15 protein-coding genes are annotated in these 16,781 nt (G+C 71.4%); 2 read left to right on the forward strand and 13 right to left on the reverse strand.

Annotated elements, in window-relative coordinates; all coding sequences use genetic code 11:
* Positions 1–9: 9 nt before the first annotated feature.
* Positions 10–1,269 carry a histidine--tRNA ligase gene (gene hisS, locus ACIQU4_RS37500; protein WP_403740791.1) on the reverse strand — a complete coding sequence of 420 codons (1,260 nt, stop codon included), beginning with the start codon at positions 1,267–1,269 and terminating at the stop codon, positions 10–12.
* A gap of 10 nt (positions 1,270–1,279) precedes the next feature.
* Positions 1,280–1,990, reverse strand: coding sequence for an MBL fold metallo-hydrolase (locus ACIQU4_RS37505; RefSeq protein ID WP_403740794.1), 711 nt, complete (start codon positions 1,988–1,990; stop codon positions 1,280–1,282).
* 163 nt (positions 1,991–2,153) lie between these two features.
* Between ACIQU4_RS37505 and ACIQU4_RS37510 the strand changes: the two genes are divergently transcribed.
* Positions 2,154–2,936: a peptidylprolyl isomerase gene (locus ACIQU4_RS37510; protein WP_403740797.1), complete on the forward strand. Its 783-nt coding sequence runs from the start codon at positions 2,154–2,156 to the stop codon at positions 2,934–2,936.
* 190 nt (positions 2,937–3,126) lie between these two features.
* On the forward strand, positions 3,127–4,356 hold the full coding sequence (locus ACIQU4_RS37515) for a DUF349 domain-containing protein (RefSeq protein ID WP_403740800.1): 1,230 nt from the start codon (positions 3,127–3,129) through the stop codon (positions 4,354–4,356).
* A gap of 67 nt (positions 4,357–4,423) precedes the next feature.
* On the opposite strand, the gene ACIQU4_RS37520 is transcribed toward ACIQU4_RS37515, so the two are convergent.
* The 11 genes from ACIQU4_RS37520 to ruvC form a co-directional block, all read right to left on the reverse strand.
* Positions 4,424–5,566: a caspase family protein gene (locus tag ACIQU4_RS37520; protein ID WP_403740802.1), complete on the reverse strand. Its 1,143-nt coding sequence runs from the start codon at positions 5,564–5,566 to the stop codon at positions 4,424–4,426.
* Entirely contained in the window at positions 5,550–5,984 is a 435-nt protein-coding gene (locus ACIQU4_RS37525) for a hypothetical protein (RefSeq protein WP_403740805.1), read from the reverse strand. The genes ACIQU4_RS37520 and ACIQU4_RS37525 overlap by 17 nt, the downstream gene beginning before the upstream one ends.
* On the reverse strand, positions 5,977–7,413 hold the full coding sequence (locus ACIQU4_RS37530) for a protein kinase (protein ID WP_403740808.1): 1,437 nt from the start codon (positions 7,411–7,413) through the stop codon (positions 5,977–5,979). Before ACIQU4_RS37530 ends, ACIQU4_RS37525 begins: the two co-directional genes overlap by 8 nt.
* A gap of 45 nt (positions 7,414–7,458) precedes the next feature.
* Positions 7,459–9,897 carry a RelA/SpoT family protein gene (locus ACIQU4_RS37535; RefSeq protein ID WP_403740811.1) on the reverse strand — a complete coding sequence of 813 codons (2,439 nt, stop codon included), beginning with the start codon at positions 9,895–9,897 and terminating at the stop codon, positions 7,459–7,461.
* A 221-nt stretch (positions 9,898–10,118) separates the two neighbouring features.
* Positions 10,119–10,670 (reverse strand): adenine phosphoribosyltransferase, encoded by a 552-nt coding sequence (locus ACIQU4_RS37540; RefSeq protein WP_403740814.1) that lies wholly within the window; start codon positions 10,668–10,670, stop codon positions 10,119–10,121.
* Positions 10,667–11,725 (reverse strand): protein translocase subunit SecF, encoded by a 1,059-nt coding sequence (gene secF / locus ACIQU4_RS37545; protein ID WP_403740817.1) that lies wholly within the window; start codon positions 11,723–11,725, stop codon positions 10,667–10,669. Before secF ends, ACIQU4_RS37540 begins: the two co-directional genes overlap by 4 nt.
* Positions 11,726–11,728: 3 nt before the next feature.
* On the reverse strand, positions 11,729–13,510 hold the full coding sequence (gene secD / locus ACIQU4_RS37550; RefSeq protein ID WP_403740820.1) for a protein translocase subunit SecD: 1,782 nt from the start codon (positions 13,508–13,510) through the stop codon (positions 11,729–11,731).
* A 153-nt stretch (positions 13,511–13,663) separates the two neighbouring features.
* Positions 13,664–14,161 carry a preprotein translocase subunit YajC gene (gene yajC, locus ACIQU4_RS37555; protein ID WP_403740823.1) on the reverse strand — a complete coding sequence of 166 codons (498 nt, stop codon included), beginning with the start codon at positions 14,159–14,161 and terminating at the stop codon, positions 13,664–13,666.
* A gap of 164 nt (positions 14,162–14,325) precedes the next feature.
* Positions 14,326–15,387: a Holliday junction branch migration DNA helicase RuvB gene (gene ruvB, locus ACIQU4_RS37560; RefSeq protein ID WP_403740825.1), complete on the reverse strand. Its 1,062-nt coding sequence runs from the start codon at positions 15,385–15,387 to the stop codon at positions 14,326–14,328.
* A gap of 64 nt (positions 15,388–15,451) precedes the next feature.
* Positions 15,452–16,084 (reverse strand): Holliday junction branch migration protein RuvA, encoded by a 633-nt coding sequence (gene ruvA, locus ACIQU4_RS37565; RefSeq protein WP_403740827.1) that lies wholly within the window; start codon positions 16,082–16,084, stop codon positions 15,452–15,454.
* Positions 16,081–16,611: a crossover junction endodeoxyribonuclease RuvC gene (gene ruvC / locus ACIQU4_RS37570; protein WP_403740830.1), complete on the reverse strand. Its 531-nt coding sequence runs from the start codon at positions 16,609–16,611 to the stop codon at positions 16,081–16,083. The genes ruvA and ruvC overlap by 4 nt, the downstream gene beginning before the upstream one ends.
* Between the last annotated feature and the right edge of the window lie 170 nt (positions 16,612–16,781).

Raw genomic sequence — 16,781 nt, forward strand, 5'->3', positions numbered from 1 at the left:
CTGCTTGCGTCAGGCCAGCTTGGTGCGCAGGAGGGCGACCACGTCCGCCACGGCGACCGGGGACTGCTCCCCGGACTCCATGTCCTTCAGCTGGACGACGCCCTCGGCGAGGTCGCGGTCGCCCGCGACGATCGCGAAGCGCGCCCCCGACCGGTTGGCGTCCTTCATCGCGCCCTTGAGGCCCTTGCCCCCGTACGAGATGTCCGCCGCGACGCCGGCCTTGCGGAGCTCCGTGACCAGCCCGAACAGCACCGGCTTCGCCTCGCCCAGCGCCACCGCGAACACGGACGTCGCCGGCGGGATGTCCAGCTCGACACCCTCCGCTTCGAGCGCCAGCACCGTACGGTCCACGCCCAGCGCCCAGCCCACCGACGGCAGGGCCGGTCCGCCGATCATCTCGGACAGGCCGTCGTAGCGGCCGCCGCCGCCGACCGCGGACTGCGAGCCCAGCCCGTCGTGCACGAACTCGAACGTGGTCCGCGTGTAGTAGTCCAGCCCGCGCACCAGCTTCTCGTCGTCCTCGAAGGCGACCCCGGCGGCCGTGATCAGCGCCCGGACCTCCTCGTGGTACGCCTTGCACGCGTCGCACAGGTAGTCCCGCAGCATCGGCGCGCCGAGCAGCTGCTTCTGCACCTCGGCGCGCTTGTCGTCGAGGACGCGCAGCGGGTTGATCTCGGCCCGGCGCACGGTCTCCTCGTCCAGGTCCAGCCCGCCCAGGAAGGCCTGGAGCGCCTCCCGGTACACCGGGCGGCACTCCTTGTCGCCCAGCGAGTTCAGCAGGATCCGGAAGTTGCGCAGGCCCAGCGTGCGGTACGCCTGGTCGGCCAGGATGATCAGCTCGGCGTCCAGCGCCGGGTCCTCGGCGCCGATCGCCTCGGCACCCACCTGCGAGAAGTGGCGGTAGCGGCCCTTCTGCGGGCGCTCGTACCGGTAGTAGGAGCCCGAGTACCAGAGCTTCACCGGCAGGCCGCCGGCCTTGTGCAGGTTCGCCTCCAGCGCCGCGCGCAGCACGGACGCGGTGCCCTCGGGACGCAGCGCGAGGTTGGCCCCGCCCTTCGTCGTGAGGGTGTACATCTCCTTGGTCACGATGTCGGTGGACTCGCCGACACCGCGCGCGAACAGGTCGACGTCCTCGAAGCCCGGCGTCTCGACGTACCCGTAGCCGGACAGCCGCAGGGGGCCGGAGATGGCGTCGCGGACGGCCAGGTACTTCGCCGAGTACGGCGGGATCAGGTCGTACGTGCCCTTGGGGGCCTTGAAGGTGCTCACGAAACTCTCGTCACATTCCTCGTCGTGGAGACGTGAAACCGTCTCCCAGGCCGGCGGCCACCTGCCGCAGGTACGGGTTGGTGGCGCGCTCACGGCCAATGGTCGTGTGCTCGTTGTGACCGGGCAGCACCACGGTCGAGTCGTCGAGCGGCAGGCACACGCGGGCCAGCGACTCGAGCATGTCCGCGTGGCTGCCGCCCGGGAAGTCGGTACGTCCGATGGAGCCGGCGAAGAGCAGGTCGCCCGAGAACAGCAGCGGCGGGATGTCCCCCGCCTCGGGCATCCCGAAGGTCACCGACCCCCTGGTATGCCCGGGCGCGTGCGACACGGTGAGCTCCATGCCCGCCAGTGCCAGCTTCGCGCCGTCGCTGAGCTCCTTCACGTCGGAGGGCTCCCCCACCGTGAGCTCGCCCATCAGCTGCGCCCCCAGGGAGCGGCCCAGCGCCTTCTCCGGGTCGCTCATCATGAAGCGGTCCTCGGGGTGGATCCAGGCCGGTACGTCGTGCGCTCCGCACACCGGGACCACCGAGGCCACGTGGTCGATGTGGCCATGGGTGAGGACGACCGCGACGGGCTTGAGCCGATGCTTCTTCAGCGTCTCCTCGACACCCCGGGTGGCCTGGTGGCCCGGGTCGATGATGACGCACTCCTCACCGGCGGCGGGGGCGACCACGTAACAGTTGGTCCCCCAGGCCCCGGCGGGGAACCCGGCAATCAGCACGTTCGTCCTCAATCGTCGTCCGGCGGGAGCTTCAGCAGCGGCCGAGATCGGAATGCTGCTGCTCAGAGCCTACCGGCGCCGCTCGTTCCACAGCGAACCCATATACGGTACGGCCTAACCGAGCCCGGACAGCGGTGCCATACACGTACAAGGAGACGACCCGGTGGTCACGAGCGATCAGCGGCGGCGACAGCTCGCCAGGGAGAAGTACGAGCGCCAGCAGAAGCGCCGGGGCGAGGCCCGGCGCAAGGCACGGCAGCGGGCGGCGGTGATCGGTGCGGCGGTGGCCGTAGTGGTCGCGACGCTGGTGGGCCTCGTCGTGGGCGGCGTGTTCGACAAGGACAAGAAGGACAGCGCGGCGGACCCGGCGGCGAACCCGTCGGCCTCGCCCTCGCCGAAGACCTCGCCCGCGCCGGCGATGGCGATCGACAAGAACGCGAAGTACACGTTCGACCTGAAGACCACCGCGGGTGAGATCAAGTTCGAGATGGACGCGGCGAAGACGCCGGAGACCGTCAACTCGTTCAAGGCGCTCGCGGACAAGGGCTTCTTCGACAACACCAAGTGCCACCGCCTGACCACTTCCGGGATCTTCGTGCTGCAGTGCGGCGACCCGGAGGGCACGGGCATGGGCGGCCCCGGCTACACGATCGCGGACGAGAACCTCGACTCGCTGGGCAAGCCGAACGAGCAGGGCCAGGTGATCTACCCGGCGGGCACGGTGGCGATGGCCAATACCGGCCAGCCGCACAGCGGCGGCAGCCAGTTCTTCCTGGTCTACAAGGACAGCCCGCTGGCTCCGTCGTACACGCCGTTCGGCAAGATCGACGCGGCAGGTCTGAAGGCGCTGGAGGAGGTGGCCAAGGCCGGTACGGCCGACGGCGGCCAGGACGGGGCCCCGAAGACCCCGGTGACCGTCCAGAAGGGCGCCGTGACCCGGAACTGACGGGTTCCGGCGGCCTCGGGCCCGGCCGGCGTCCGCCCCGTACGGCGATATTCCGTCGTGCGGGATGCGGACAGCCGGCCCGGCGGTCGCCTATGTTGGCGTTGTGCAGGGCGGGCGCTGCCCGCCCCCGGAAACTGTGGACGGTGCCCAGGGGGTGAACCCCTCGCAGGCATCAGGTGGAGGAGGCGCTGTGAGCAGCGACCCGTGGGGCCGTGTCGACGAGACGGGCACCGTGTACGTGCGTACTGCCGAGGGCGAGAAGGTCGTCGGCTCCTGGCAGGCGGGCACCCCTGAGGAGGCCCTGGCCTACTTCGAGCGCAAGTACGAGGGCCTGGTGGTCGAGATCGGCCTCCTCGAACGGCGGGTGCGGACCACCGATCTGTCCGCCAAGGACGCGCAGACGGCCATCGACCACCTGCGCACGCAGGTGGAGGAGCACCACGCCGTGGGCGACCTCGACGCCCTGCGCGTCCGGCTGGACAAGCTGGTCGCGACCGTGGACTCGCGGCGCGAGGAGCGCAAGGTCCAGAAGGCCAAGCAGACGGACGAGGCCCGTGCGGCCAAGGACGCGCTGGTGGCCGAGGCCGAGCAGCTGGCGCAGAGCGACCAGTGGCGCAGCGCGGGCGAGCGGCTGCGGGCCCTGGTGGACACCTGGAAGGGTCTGCCGCGCCTGGACCGCAAGTCGGACGACGAGCTGTGGCACCGCTTCTCGCACGCCCGTTCCGCTTTCTCCAAGCGCCGCAAGGCGCACTTCGCCTCGCTCGACGCGCAGCGCGAGGACGCCCGCAAGGTCAAGGAGAAGCTGGTCGCGGAGGCCGAGTCGCTGTCGAAGTCGGCCGACTGGGGTCCGACGGCCGCCCGCTACCGCGAGCTGATGGCGGACTGGAAGGCGGCGGGCCGGGCCCAGCGCGAGTCCGAGGACGATCTGTGGAACCGTTTCCGCGGTGCGCAGGACGTGTTCTTCGCGGCGCGCGGCGAGGTGTTCGCGGAGCGCGACGCCGAGCAGGTGGAGAACCTGAAGCTGAAGGAGGAGCTGGCCGAGGAGGCCGAGAAGCTCGTCCCGATCACGGACCTGAAGGCGGCCCGGGCCGCGTTCCGCTCCCTCAACGAGCGCTGGGAGGGCATCGGCCACGTGCCGCGCGACGCCCGGCCGAAGGTCGAGGGCCGGATGCACACGGTGGAGCGGGCGATCCAGGAGGCCGAGGAGGGCGAGTGGCGTCGTACGAACCCGGAGGCGCGGGCCCGTGCGGCCGGTCTGACGGGTCAGCTCCAGGCAGCGGTCGACAAGCTGCGTGAGCAGATCGACGCGGCCCGCGCGGCGGGCAACAACGCGAAGGCCGACAAGCTGGCCCGCGAGCTGGAGGGCCGCCAGGCCCTCCTGGACCAGGCCCTGAAGGGCCTGGAGGAGTTCGGCGGCTGACGCCCCCGGGATCTCGGAGCAGCCCCGGTACGGATCCTCGTACCGGGGCTGCTCCGTGTTCCGGTGGTCACGGAAGGGCCCGGCTGCCGTCCTGGAGCAGGTCCAGGGCGTGTTCGAGCACCTCGCAGGCCTGGATGTGGTTGCCGGACTCCTGGAGCAGCGAGGCCAGGCGGCGGCACACCTGCACGGCTTCGGGCCCGTAGAACCGGTGGACCTGCTGGAAGGCCTGCTCCAGCACCTCCATGGCCTCGCGGGTCTGTCCGGTCTCCTCCAGCATGTCGGAGAGTTCGAGCTGTACGGCGAGCGGGTCCCCCTCGCCGTCGGGCGCCCGTTCCTGGAGTGCGAGGCGCAGCACGGGCAGGGCGTCGCGGGTGCGGCCCGCGGAACGCAGTGTGCGGGCGAGCCCGAGCCCGGCGACGACCATGGCGGAGCGGATGTCCGCGGCCAGGACGGGTCCGGCCGGGGTGCCGCGTACGGCGCGCGCCCGGTTGCGCACCAGCCGGAGGCGGCCCATGCCCATTTCCTGTGCGTGCTGCGGAAGCGGACGGTTCTTGCCGCGCAGCCGGGCCTCCATGGTGCGGCACAGGGTGTCCAGGTCGATCAGTTCGGGTCCGTCGTGGATCCCTTGGCGCAGGATGGTCAGCAGTTCGCCGGTGAAGGCGGTGTGCCGCTCCCCATAAGGGGACAGGGCCACGGCGTCGCGGGGGGACGCGGTGAGGACGTACGCGCCCTCGACCGCTGCCTGGGCGGCCAGCGCGTCCTCCTCGCCGGCGAGGGTGCTGGCGGCCCGGCCACTGAAGCAGCAGTCGAGCAGCACCACTTTGCGCCGGGCCGACGAGTCGCGCAGGGCGGCCCGCAGGTGCTGGTAGGCGACGGCGGTGTAGCCGACGTGCTCGCGGGAGCCCTGGAGGGCGAGGTAGAGGTCGGCCGTCGCCGCGTCCCGCATGCCGTGCCCGGAGTAGTAGACCAGGAGCGTGTCGGTGGCCTCCTCCCCCGCGCGGTTGACCGGGTCGAGCACCTCGGCGGGATGCTGGGGGTCGAGTACTTGCGTGCAGTGCTGCTCGGGCAGTCCCCAGATCGTCGCGTCGCACAGCTCGGCGGCCAGGTCCTTGACGTTGCACTCGACGGACGGGAGCGCGGCCAGGTGCCGGTAGCCCGCGCTGCCGATGAGGACCGCCCGCGAGGCCGCCGGGTCAGGCAGTCCCGTCATCGGCCCCGTCCTCGTCCCCGCTTCCGTTCTCCAGCGCCGCGACGATGCGCCGCAGGCCTTCGGGGTCGGCGGCCTCGTCCCCGGTGAGCGTGATCTCGTACGGGCCGCGGCGCACGGTGAGCGCCGGAGGCCGGCGGCGGGACGTCTGCCACTGGAGCACGGCGAACAGCAGTGATCCGGCGGACAGGCCGCTGCCGACGGCCAGTTGCAGGAGGTCGAAGCCGGGCGAACCCATCGGCGTGCCATCCGCTGCCGGTGCCGGTGTCGGTGTCGGTGTCGGTTCGCCGCTCCGAATCCGTCCGCGTACGTCGCGGCGGAGCGATTCGTCCTCCTTCAACCAGAGCAGCAGGGAACGCAGTTCGGTCTCCGGGCCCTGCCCCGCTCTGTGCGGGTCCACCTGTAACTCGTACTCATGCATCCTCCGTGCCCCTCCCCTGTCCGTGATGGGCGCTGACTTGGGCGAACAGCTCCAGCGCCTGTGGCGCCCTGCCCAGCCGGGCCAGGCACACAGCCTGCCAGTACTGGCAGGCGAGCGTGGTCGGATGGGCCGGGCCCAGCGTCTCCACGCAGAACGCTCCGAGTCCGGCGAGCAGGTCCAGGGCCTCCCGCAGGTTCCCGCGCTGGATCAGGCCGACCGCCTCGCGCTGCCGGGACAGCGCGGTCTGCTCGGTCATCCGGCTGCGCACCAGGCGGCGGGTGCTCTGGCTGAGGGTGACGTGTCCGGTCCGGAGCGAGTGGTTCTGAGCGGGCTGGACGTCGACCAGGCCCCAGTCGTACTGGGGAACCTCCGCGGGCTCCTCCTCGTCGAGCCTCGGCGTGGGCACGGGCACGGGCACGGGCATCGGTACCTGCGCAGGCACGGGTGGCCCCGGCGGAACGGGCAGCCCGGAAGCGTGGTCGTCCAGGGTGAAGGCCTCCTCCCCGGCAGCGTGGTTGTCCAGGGGGCGGATTTCCATTCCGGAAGCGTGGTTGTCCAGGGGGCGGACTTCCTGCCCGGCGCGGTCCGGCGTGACGTCCTCTTCGTCCGTCCAGGGCCGGATCAGGGCCTGCGCGGCGGCGGCGCTGGGGGTGCGCGCACTCAGGTCCCGCGCGCTGAGCGCGTCGACCGCGTCCGCGAGCCCGGCCGGGATCGCCACCGGACTGTCGTGCAGCGAGGGCATTCCGTCGCGGATGACCCGGTCGAGCAGCACCTCCACGTGGTGCGCCTCACCGAACGGGGAGGCGCCGGTCAGCATGAAGTGCAGGCAGGCGCCCACCCCGTACACGTCGGAGGCGGCCACGGGCAGCTCGCCCCTGATCCGTTCCGGGGCCATGTACTGAGGGGTTCCGAGCAGGTCGCTGGCGCTGGTGATGGCGACCTCGCCGGTCAGCCGGGCCAGCCCGAAGTCGTAGAGGACCACCCGGCCGCTCGCGGTGAGCCGGATGTTGGCGGGCTTCACGTCGCGGTGGAGCACTCCCCTGTGGTGCGCGGCGCCGAGGCCGGCCAGGGTGTCGGCGGCGATCCGGCAGGCCTCGCCCACGGGCAGCGCACCGCCCGCGCGAACCAGCTCGGAGATGTCCGATCCGTCGAGGAACTCCATCACGAGGTAGGGCGTGCCCTCGTCGACCCCCGCGTCGTACACGCCGACCACGTTGGGGTGGCTGATCCGGGCGAGGGCGCGCGCCTCGCCCTCGAAGCGCCTGGCCGCCGCCTCGCTCACCGATCCGTAGGCCGTCAGGACCTTGACCGCGACACGCCGCCGCAGCAGCGTGTCCTCGGCCTCGAAGACGGTGCCCATGCCACCCCGGCCGACCGGTCGTACGGGTTCGAAGCGCCGGGCGAGCCCGCGCGGGAAGACATCGGCCACGTGTTCCCCCCGGGGTGGCGTCAGAGAGCGGCGGTCAGGCCTTGGTCAGGGCCTCCTTGCAGATGTCACACGGTAGACGTCGTACACGCCCTCCACACCCCGAACGGCCTTCAGGACGTGGCCCAGGTGCTTCGGGTCGCCCATCTCGAAGGTGAAGCGGGAGGTGGCCACGCGGTCGCGGGAGGTCTGGACGGCCGCGGAGAGGATGTTCACGTGCTGGTCCGACAGGACCCGCGTGACGTCCGACAGCAGCCGGGACCGGTCCAGCGCCTCGACCTGGATGGCCACCAGGAAGACCGAGGACTGGGTGGGCGCCCATTCCACTTCCAGCATCCGCTCGGGCTGCTGGGAGAGGGAGTCCACGTTGACGCAGTCCGCGCGGTGAACCGATACGCCACTGCCGCGGGTGACGAATCCGATGATCGGGTCGCCCGGGACCGGGGTGCAGCAGCGGGCCAGCTTGACCCAGACGTCGTCGACGCCCTTGACGACGACGCCGGGGTCGGCGTTGCCGCGCCGCTTGCCGCGGGCACGCGACGGCGGGACGCTCTCCTCGATGTCCTCGTTGGCGGCCTCCTCGCCGCCGAGGGCCTGCACCAGCTTCTGCACGACGCCCTGCGCGGCCACGTGGCCCTCGCCGATCGCCGCGTACAGGGAGGAGATGTCGGGGTAGCGCATCTCGTGCGCGAGGGTGACGAGCGAGTCGCCGGTGAGGATGCGCTGGATCGGCAGGTTCTGCTTGCGCATGGCCCGCGCGATGGCGTCCTTGCCGTGCTCGATGGCCTCCTCGCGGCGCTCCTTGGAGAACCAGGCGCGGATCTTGTTGCGGGCCCGCGGGGACTTGACGAAGCCCAGCCAGTCGCGGGACGGGCCCGCGCCCTCGGCCTTGGAGGTGAAGACCTCGACGAGGTCGCCGTTGTCGAGGGTCGATTCGAGCGGGACGAGGCGGCCGTTGACGCGGGCGCCTATCGTCCGGTGGCCGACCTCGGTGTGGACGGCGTACGCGAAGTCCACCGGGGTGGCCCCGGCGGGCAGCGCGATGACGTCGCCCTTGGGCGTGAAGACGAAGACCTCGTTGCGGGAGAGGTCGAAGCGCAGCGAGTCGAGGAACTCGCCCGGGTCCTCGGTCTCCTTCTGCCAGTCCAGCAGCTGGCGCAGCCAGGCCATGTCGTTGACCGTGTCCTGGCCGGCGCTGCCCTTGGCGGCCTGCGGGACGTCGGTGCGGACCTTGGAGGTGCCGGCGACGGTCTGCTGCTTGTACTTCCAGTGCGCGGCGATGCCGTACTCGGCGCGGCGGTGCATGTCGAAGGTGCGGATCTGGAGTTCGACGGGCTTGCCGCTGGGTCCGATGACCGTCGTGTGGAGCGACTGGTACATGTTGAACTTGGGCATCGCGATGTAGTCCTTGAACCGGCCGGGGACCGGGTTCCAGCGCGCGTGCACCGTGCCGAGGGCCGCGTAGCAGTCCCGGACGGTGTCGACGAGGACGCGGATGCCCACCAGGTCGTAGATCTCGGCGAAGTCGCGGCCGCGGACGATCATCTTCTGGTAGACGCTGTAGTAGTGCTTGGGGCGGCCGGTGACGGTGGCCTTGATGCGGGCGGCGCGCAGGTCCGTCTGGACCTCGTCGGTGACGACGGTGAGGTACTCGTCGCGCTTGGGCGCGCGCTCGGCGACGAGGCGGACGATCTCGTCGTACATCTTGGGGTACAGGATCGCGAAGGCGAGGTCTTCGAGCTCCCACTTGATCGTGTTCATGCCCAGCCGGTGCGCCAGCGGGGCGTAGATCTCAAGGGTCTCGCGGGCCTTCTTCTCCTGCTTCTCCCGCTTGAGGTAGCGCATGGTGCGCATGTTGTGCAGGCGGTCGGCGAGCTTGATGACCAGGACGCGTGGGTCCTTGGCCATGGCGACGACCATCTTGCGCACGGTCTCGGCCTGCGCGGCCTCGCCGAACTTGACCCGGTCGAGCTTGGTGACGCCGTCGACGAGCAGGGCCACGGCGTCGCCGAAGTCGCGGCGCAGGTCCTCCAGCCCGTACTCGGTGTCCTCGACGGTGTCGTGCAGCAGGCCGGCCATCAGGGTGGCCGGGTCCATGCCGAGCTCGGCGAGGATGGTGGTCACCGCGAGCGGGTGGGTGATGTACGGGTCGCCACTCTTGCGCTTCTGACCGCGGTGCCAGCGCTCGGCGACCTGGTACGCCTGCTCGATCTGGCGCAGCGTGGCCGTCTCGATCTTCGGGTCGTTGCTGCGGACTATGCGGAGCAGGGGTTCCAGTACCGGGTTGTACGGGTTGGAACGCTGGACGCCGAGGCGGGCGAGCCGGGCGCGCACGCGGTTGGAGGACCCGGCCGACTTCGCGGGCGCCGACTTCGCGGGCACCGGCTTCACGGGCGGGGCCGGCGGGGGCGTGGCGGGGGACGTCGCGGCCCGTTCGGCCTGCGGGTCGGGCTGCGCGGCGGAGAGTGGCTGGACCTCGTCTGGCAAGAGCGCTCCTCTGGGGGTCCCTCCGGACGGAGTCCGGGGGAGGGTCCGGTGCCCCGGTCAGGTCCGGACAACCAATGGTAGCGAGGGTTCCCCCACCCCGTTCCCCGAGCCCGGCTCCTTCGGCCCGGCCGGCCCGTCGCAGGCCCGCGCGGCGGCCGCCCACGCCGAAGCGGGCGGGCACCGGGATGTCCCGGTGCCCGCCCGCTTCGCGTTCGGCTTCGTCAGACGACGATCAGGGCGTCCAGCGGGGCTCCCGCAAGGGCGCCGGCCAGCCGCTCGCGGCCCGGCAGGAACGACAGCTCCATCAGGACCGCCACCCCGGCGACCTCCGCCCCGGCCCGCCGGATCAGCGAGAGCGAGGCCTCGGCGGTGCCGCCCGTGGCCAGGACGTCGTCGATGACCATGACCCGGTCACCGGCCGACAGGTCCTCGGCGTGGACCTCGATCTCCGCCGTCCCGTACTCCAGCTCGTACGACTGCGCGAGCGTCGCGCCCGGCAGCTTCCCGGCCTTGCGCACCGGCACGAAGCCGATGCCCGCCTGGACCGCCACCGGCGCCGCAAGGATGAACCCGCGCGCCTCCAGCCCGACGATCTTCGTCGCGCCGTACTGCCCGGCCAGCTCCACCAGCGCGTCCGTCAGGGCCGCGAAGGCCTTCGGGTCGGCCAGCAGCGGGGTGATGTCCTTGAACATCACGCCCGGCTTCGGATAGTCCGCCACGTCCTTGATCCGGCCGAGCAGCAGCTCGCGCACCTCGGGGGAGAGAGTGCTCACCGGCGCCGCCCTGCGCGCCCCTGGGCCACGACCTGCGGGGTGTCGGTGGCCTCGTGGCCCTCGTCCTCCGGGGACTCGCCCTTGGCCGCCGCGGCCGCCCGCTTCGCGAGCACCCGCTTCTTCAGGGCCTTCATCGCCGGCTCGCGCTCCTTGAGGTCCACGACCAGCGGGGTCGCGATGAAGATCGAGGAGTACGCACCGGCCGCGAGGCCGACGAACAGCGACAGCGAGATGTCGTTCAGCATGCCGGCGCCCAGGAAGCCGCCACCGATGAAGAGCAGCGCCCCGACCGGGAGCAGCGCCACGACGGTGGTGTTGATCGAGCGGACCAGGGTGCCGTTGATGCTGCGGTTGGCGACCTCGCTGAACGTGTAGCGGGTCTGCTTGGTGATGTCCTTCGAGCCCTCCTTCAGACCGTCGAAGACGACGACGGTGTCGTAGAGGGAGTAACCGAGGATCGTCAGCAGACCGATCACGGTGCCCGGCGTGACCTCGAATCCGACCAGCGCGTACACGCCGACGGTGATGGTGAGGTCGTGGATCAGCGCGATCAGCGCGGCGACCGCCATCCGCCACTCGAAGGCGATGGCGAGGTAGATCACCACGAGGACCATGAAGATGCCGAGGCCGGTCCAGGCCTTGTTCGCGATCTGGTCGCCCCAGCTGGGGCCGACCAGGTCCGCGTTGATGTCGGCCTCGGAAACCTTGAGGTCGGTGGCGAGCTGCTTCTTGACGCCCGCCGCGTCGTTCGTGTCCAGACCCGAGATCTGGATGCGCAGGCCGCCGGTGCCGAGCTCCTGGACGATCGCGTCGTGGCCCGAGGCCTTCTCCGACACCTCGGTCGCCTTGGCGACGGAGACGGCCGTCTTCGGGGTGGTGAAGACGGCACCGCCCTTGAACTCGATGCCCATGTTGATGCCCTGAACGGCCAGGGCCACGATCGCCGTGATGGTGATCAGGATGGAAACGCCGTACCAGATGAAGCGCTTGCCGACGAAGTCGTAGCCGACCTCACCGCGGTACAGCTTGGCGCCGAGATCTCCCAGCTTCGACATCTCTCACGCCTCCTTTACGTCGACGGGAGCGGTGACGGAACCGGAACCGGTGCGGCGGGACCGGCGCAGCGGCGGCTTGGCGCCGAGCCGCTTCGGGTCCAGTCCGGACCAGGGGTGACCGCTGGAGAAGAACTTCGTACGGGCCATCAGCGTCATGATCGGCTTGGTGAAGAGGAACACCACGACCACGTCGAGCACGGTCGTCAGACCCAGGGTGAAGGCGAAGCCCTGCACCTTGCCGACGGTGACGATGAACAGCACCGCGGCGGCCAGGAACGACACGAAGTCGGAGACCAGGATGGTGCGCCGGGCGCGCGGCCAGGCCCGCTCCACGGCGGGACGCAGGGTGCGGCCCTCGCGGATCTCGTCGCGGATGCGTTCGAAGTACACGATGAACGAGTCCGCCGTGATGCCGATCGCGACGATCGCACCACAGACGGCGGGCAGGTTCAGCGCGAAGCCGATGCCCTTTCCGAGCAGCGCCATGATCGCGTACGTGAGGATCGCGGACACCAGGAGGCTGACGATGGCGATGAAGGCCAGGCCCCTGTAGTACGCGAGCAGGTAGATCACGACGAGGATGAGGCCGATGGCGCCGGCGATGAGGCCGGCCTTCAGCTGCTCGCCGCCGAGCGCGGCGGTGACGGTGGTGACGCTGTCCTCGCTGAAGGAGAGCGGCAGGGCGCCGTACGAGAGCATGTTGCCCAGGTCCTGCGCGGTCTGCTGGGTGAAGCCACCGGAGATCTCGGCGTTGCCGCCGGTCAGCGCCTGGCTGACGGACGGGTCGGAGACGACCTCGCCGTCGAGCACGATCGCGAACTGGTTCTGCGGCATCTGCTTGGTGGCGAGCTCACCGGTGATCTTGGCGAACTTGTCGGCGCCCTTGTCGGTGAACTGCATGGTGACGATCCACTGGCCGCGCTGCGGGTCGATGACACCCTTCGCGTCCTTGACGTCCGTACCGGCGACACCGGCCGGGCCGAGGATCCACTTGCCCCAGGTGTCGCCGCGCTTGCCACAGGCGAGCGTCGCGTCCTCGGGCTTGGCACCCTGGCCGGCCGCGGCGCGCTGCGCCTCGTTGGTGCAGTCCAGCGCCGCGAACTTCGCCTGGAGGTCGGCGGCGGCCGCCTCGACGCCCGACGGGGCCGGGGTGGGGGCCGGAGCCTTGTCGTCTGCCTTCTTCGACTCGCTCGCCGAGGGCGAGGGAGTGGCGGTGGCGGCCGGGGCCTTGAGGGCCTCGCTGAGCACACGGCCCTGGGAAGTGGCGCTGGACGACGGGGTGGCCGGGGAGCTGGGCTTGCCGCTGCCCTCGGCCTTCGGGGCGCCGGAGCTGCTCGCGGACGGGCTCGGCGTGGCCTGGGGGGCCGCAGGAGCGCCGTCGGCGAAGGCCAGGACCGGGCGGAAGTACAGCTGGGCGGTGGTACCGACCTGCTCGCGGGCCTGCTTCTCGTTCATCCCCTTGGGGATGTTCACGATGATGTGGTCGCGGCCCTGCGTCTGGACCTCCGCCTCCGTCACGCCGAGACCGTTGACGCGGCGCTCGATGATGCCGACCGCCGTGTTCATGTTGGTCTCGTTGATCGCGTCCGGCTTGCCGGGCTCGCTCTTGGCCTTGAGCGTGATGCTCGTACCGCCCGCGAGGTCGATGCCGAGCCGGGGAGTCGTCTGCTTCGTGAGGAACATCCCCGCGGTGAGCGCCACCATCGCGATCAGGATGATCGCCAGGGCGCGCCCCGGCCTCCCCTGAGCCCCCGTGGGCCGCCGGCCCTTCTTCGGTGCTGCCACCTTGTCGTATCTCCCTGTCCAACCGCCCCGCGCCGGGTCAGCACGCGGACGGCCACGAAATGTGTGGTGGGGACCCCTGCCCCCCGCAGAAGTGTCACTGACGGGGACCGCGGCGGCCGCCGGTCAGGCGCCTGCACGGTCCCCGGCCGCGCGCTACTTCGCGCCGGCCTCGCCGTCGCCCTTGCCGTCCTTGGGCTCGTCGCCCTTGGGCTCGCCGTCCTTGGGCTCGTCCTTCTTGCCCAGGTCGAGCTTCGGGGCCTCGGTCCCGGCCTCGTCCGCGCTGTCCGCGTCCTTGTCCGCGTCCTTGTCCAGGGTCAGCGAGGAGGCGTCGTCCGGAACGGCCGGCGTGTCGATCGTCAGATCATCACTGATGCCGTGGACGATGCGGTTGTACTCCGCGTCATCGAGGACGGCGCCGATGGAGTTCTTCGCGTAGATCGCGTGGACACCGGGGGCCACCTCGAGGGTGACGGTGTCCTCGCCGATCTCCTTCACCGTGGCGTACATGCCGCCGATGGTGCGGACGCCGGTGCCGGGCGACATGTGGTCACGCATCTGCGCGGCCGCCTGCTGCTTCTTCTTCGCGGAACGGGTCATCAGGAACATCGCCCCGATGAGCACGATGAACGGGAGGAGTGTCACGAGATTCACGGGACGGAGATCCTTCGCACGACCGCACGGGAGACGGCCAATTTCTACGGGGGTGGGCATGCCGACCTGAAGGGTCGGCATCGGCGGAGTCTAGGCGAGTCCGCACCGATGGAACAACGCCCAGCATGGCACCGCAGTTCCTGACCGGTCGAACCTCCGCGCCGTCAGCCCCCGAACAAGCCCTGTTGTCCGCTTGATCCAATCCCCTGCTGCGGGGGCGGGACAAGGCCCAGGTGAGCCCATGCGGCGGGGGTCGCGACCCGCCCGCGCGGGGTACGGGCGAGCAGGCCTTCCCGTACGAGGAACGGCTCGGCGACCTCCTCGACGGTCTCCCGCTCCTCCCCGACGGCGACGGCGAGCGTGGACAGGCCCACGGGGCCGCCGCCGAACAGCTTGAGCAGGGCTTCGAGCACGGCGCGGTCGAGGCGGTCCAGCCCGCGCGCATCGACCTCGTACACCTGGAGGGCGGTGCAGGCCACCTCGCGGGTGATCACCCCGTCGGCCCTGACCTGCGCGTAGTCGCGGACGCGGCGCAGCAGGCGGTTGGCGATGCGCGGGGTGCCGCGGGAGCGCCCGGCGATCTCGGCGGCGCCGGCCGTGTCGATCTCCACGTCGAGGAGGCGGGCGGAGCGGTGGATGACGCGTTCCAGCTCTTCGGGGGCGTAGAACTCCATGTGCCCGGTGAAGCCGAAGCGGTCGCGCAGCGGGGGCGGGAGCAGGCCGGCCCGGGTCGTCGCCCCGACCAGGGTGAAGGGCGGCAGCTCCAGCGGGATGGCGGTGGCCCCGGGCCCCTTGCCGACGATCACGTCGACGCGGAAGTCCTCCATGGCCATGTAGAGCATCTCCTCGGCGGGCCGGGACATGCGGTGGATCTCGTCGAGGAAGAGGACCTCGCCCTCCTGGAGGGAGGAGAGGATGGCGGCGAGGTCGCCCGCGTGCTGGATGGCGGGGCCGGAGGTGATCCGGATGGGCGCGCCCATCTCGGCAGCGATGATCATGGAGAGGGTGGTCTTGCCGAGCCCGGGCGCGCCGGAGAGCAGCACGTGATCGGCGGTGGCGCCCCGCTGGCGGGCCGCCTTCAGCACCAGGTCGAGCTGCTGGCGGACCTTCTCCTGGCCGACGAACTCGCCGAGGTCCTTGGGCCGCAGGGCCGCCTCGACGGCGGTGTCCTCGCCGTCCGCCGCCGCCGCCACGATCCGGTCTTCGCTCTCGTCATCCCAGTTCACGCTGTCAGTCTGCCTTGTCGTTCGTACGGTGGTTTCTGCCGGCCGCGCGCAGCGGCACGCCCCGTCAGCGGGTGCGGTTCAGGGACTGGAGGGCGGCGCGCAGCAGCTGCGGGACGGGGGCGCTGCCGCCGGCGGCGATGGCGGCCTCGGCCTGCGGGGTCACCGCATCGACCGCGTCCTCTGCATCCCGCGACGCATAGCCGAGGCCGATCAGCGCCGCGGTGAGCTGCTCGGTCCACGGGGCGGGTCCGGTCGCCGCGGCGCGCTGCGCACCGACCAGGCCGCTCGACCCCAGCGGTGCGCCCAGCTTGTCCTTCAGCTCCAGCAGCAGCTTCTGGGCCCCCTTCTTGCCGATGCCGGGCACCGCCGTCAGGGCCTTCTCGTCACCCGTGGAGACCGCCACGCGGAGCGCGTCCGGGCTGTGCACCCCGAGCATCGCCTGCGCCAGGCGCGGCCCCACCCCGCTCGCCGTCTGCAGCAGTTCGAAGACCTGCCGCTCGTCGTCGTCCGCGAAGCCGTACAGCGTCAGCGAGTCCTCCCGTACGACCAGCGAGGTGGCCAGCCTCGCCGTCTCCCCCATCCGCAGGCCGGCGATGGTGTTCGGCGTGCAGTGCACGGCCATGCCCACTCCCCCGACCTCGATCACGGCCAGGGTGGGGGCGAGCGCGGCGACCGGGCCGCTGACGAAGGCGATCATGAGGGGCGGCCTTTCGAGGCGTGCAGGGCGACCGCCTGCTGGAGGCGGTTCTGGGCGGGGGCCCGCCAGATGTGGCAGATGGCGAGGGCGAGGGCGTCCGCGGCATCGGCGGGCTTGGGCGGGGCGGACAGCCGCAGCAGCCGGGTCACCATGGCCCCGACCTGTGCCTTGTCGGCCCGGCCGGTGCCGGTGACGGCGGCCTTGACCTCGCTGGGGGTGTGCAGGGCGACCGGTATCCCGCGGCGCGCCGCGCACAGCATGGCAACGGCGCTCGCCTGGGCGGTGCCCATCACCGTGCTGACGTTGTGCTGGCTGAACACCCGCTCCACGGCGACGACTTCGGGGCGGTGACGGTCCAGCCACTCCTCGATGCCCTGCTCGATCGCGACGAGCCGGTGTCCCAACTCCGCGTCCGCGGGCGTCCGTACGACCCCCACCGCGAGCATCGTGAGCGGGCGGCCGGCGACGCCCTCGACCACGCCGACACCGCACCGGGTCAGCCCCGGGTCCACGCCGAGTACGCGCACTGCGCCCCCGCCCTCCTTCGATTGCCAGTGCGTGCAGGCTAACCGGTGGCACTGACAAAGCGGCGGGGGGGGGGGGGGGGGGGGGGGGGGGGGGGGCCCGGCGCGGGGGGGGGCTGGGGCGGCTGTGCGGTCCCGGGCGGGGAGCTTGGGGATCCGCCCTGGGCGGAGGC

It is taken from the genome of Streptomyces sp. NPDC090741 (assembly GCF_044769045.1).
In the GTDB taxonomy this organism is placed as follows: domain Bacteria; phylum Actinomycetota; class Actinomycetes; order Streptomycetales; family Streptomycetaceae; genus Streptomyces.

Excerpts from the sequence above, each read along its gene's own strand:
- ACIQU4_RS37520 (WP_403740802.1), bottom strand. The coding sequence starts at position 5,566 with ATGACGGGACTGCCTGACCCGGCGGCCTCGCGGGCGGTCCTCATCGGC.
- ACIQU4_RS37525 (WP_403740805.1), bottom strand. The coding sequence starts at position 5,984 with ATGCATGAGTACGAGTTACAGGTGGACCCGCACAGAGCGGGGCAGGGC.
- secF (WP_403740817.1), bottom strand. The coding sequence starts at position 11,725 with ATGTCGAAGCTGGGAGATCTCGGCGCCAAGCTGTACCGCGGTGAGGTC.
- ruvA (WP_403740827.1), bottom strand. The coding sequence starts at position 16,084 with ATGATCGCCTTCGTCAGCGGCCCGGTCGCCGCGCTCGCCCCCACCCTG.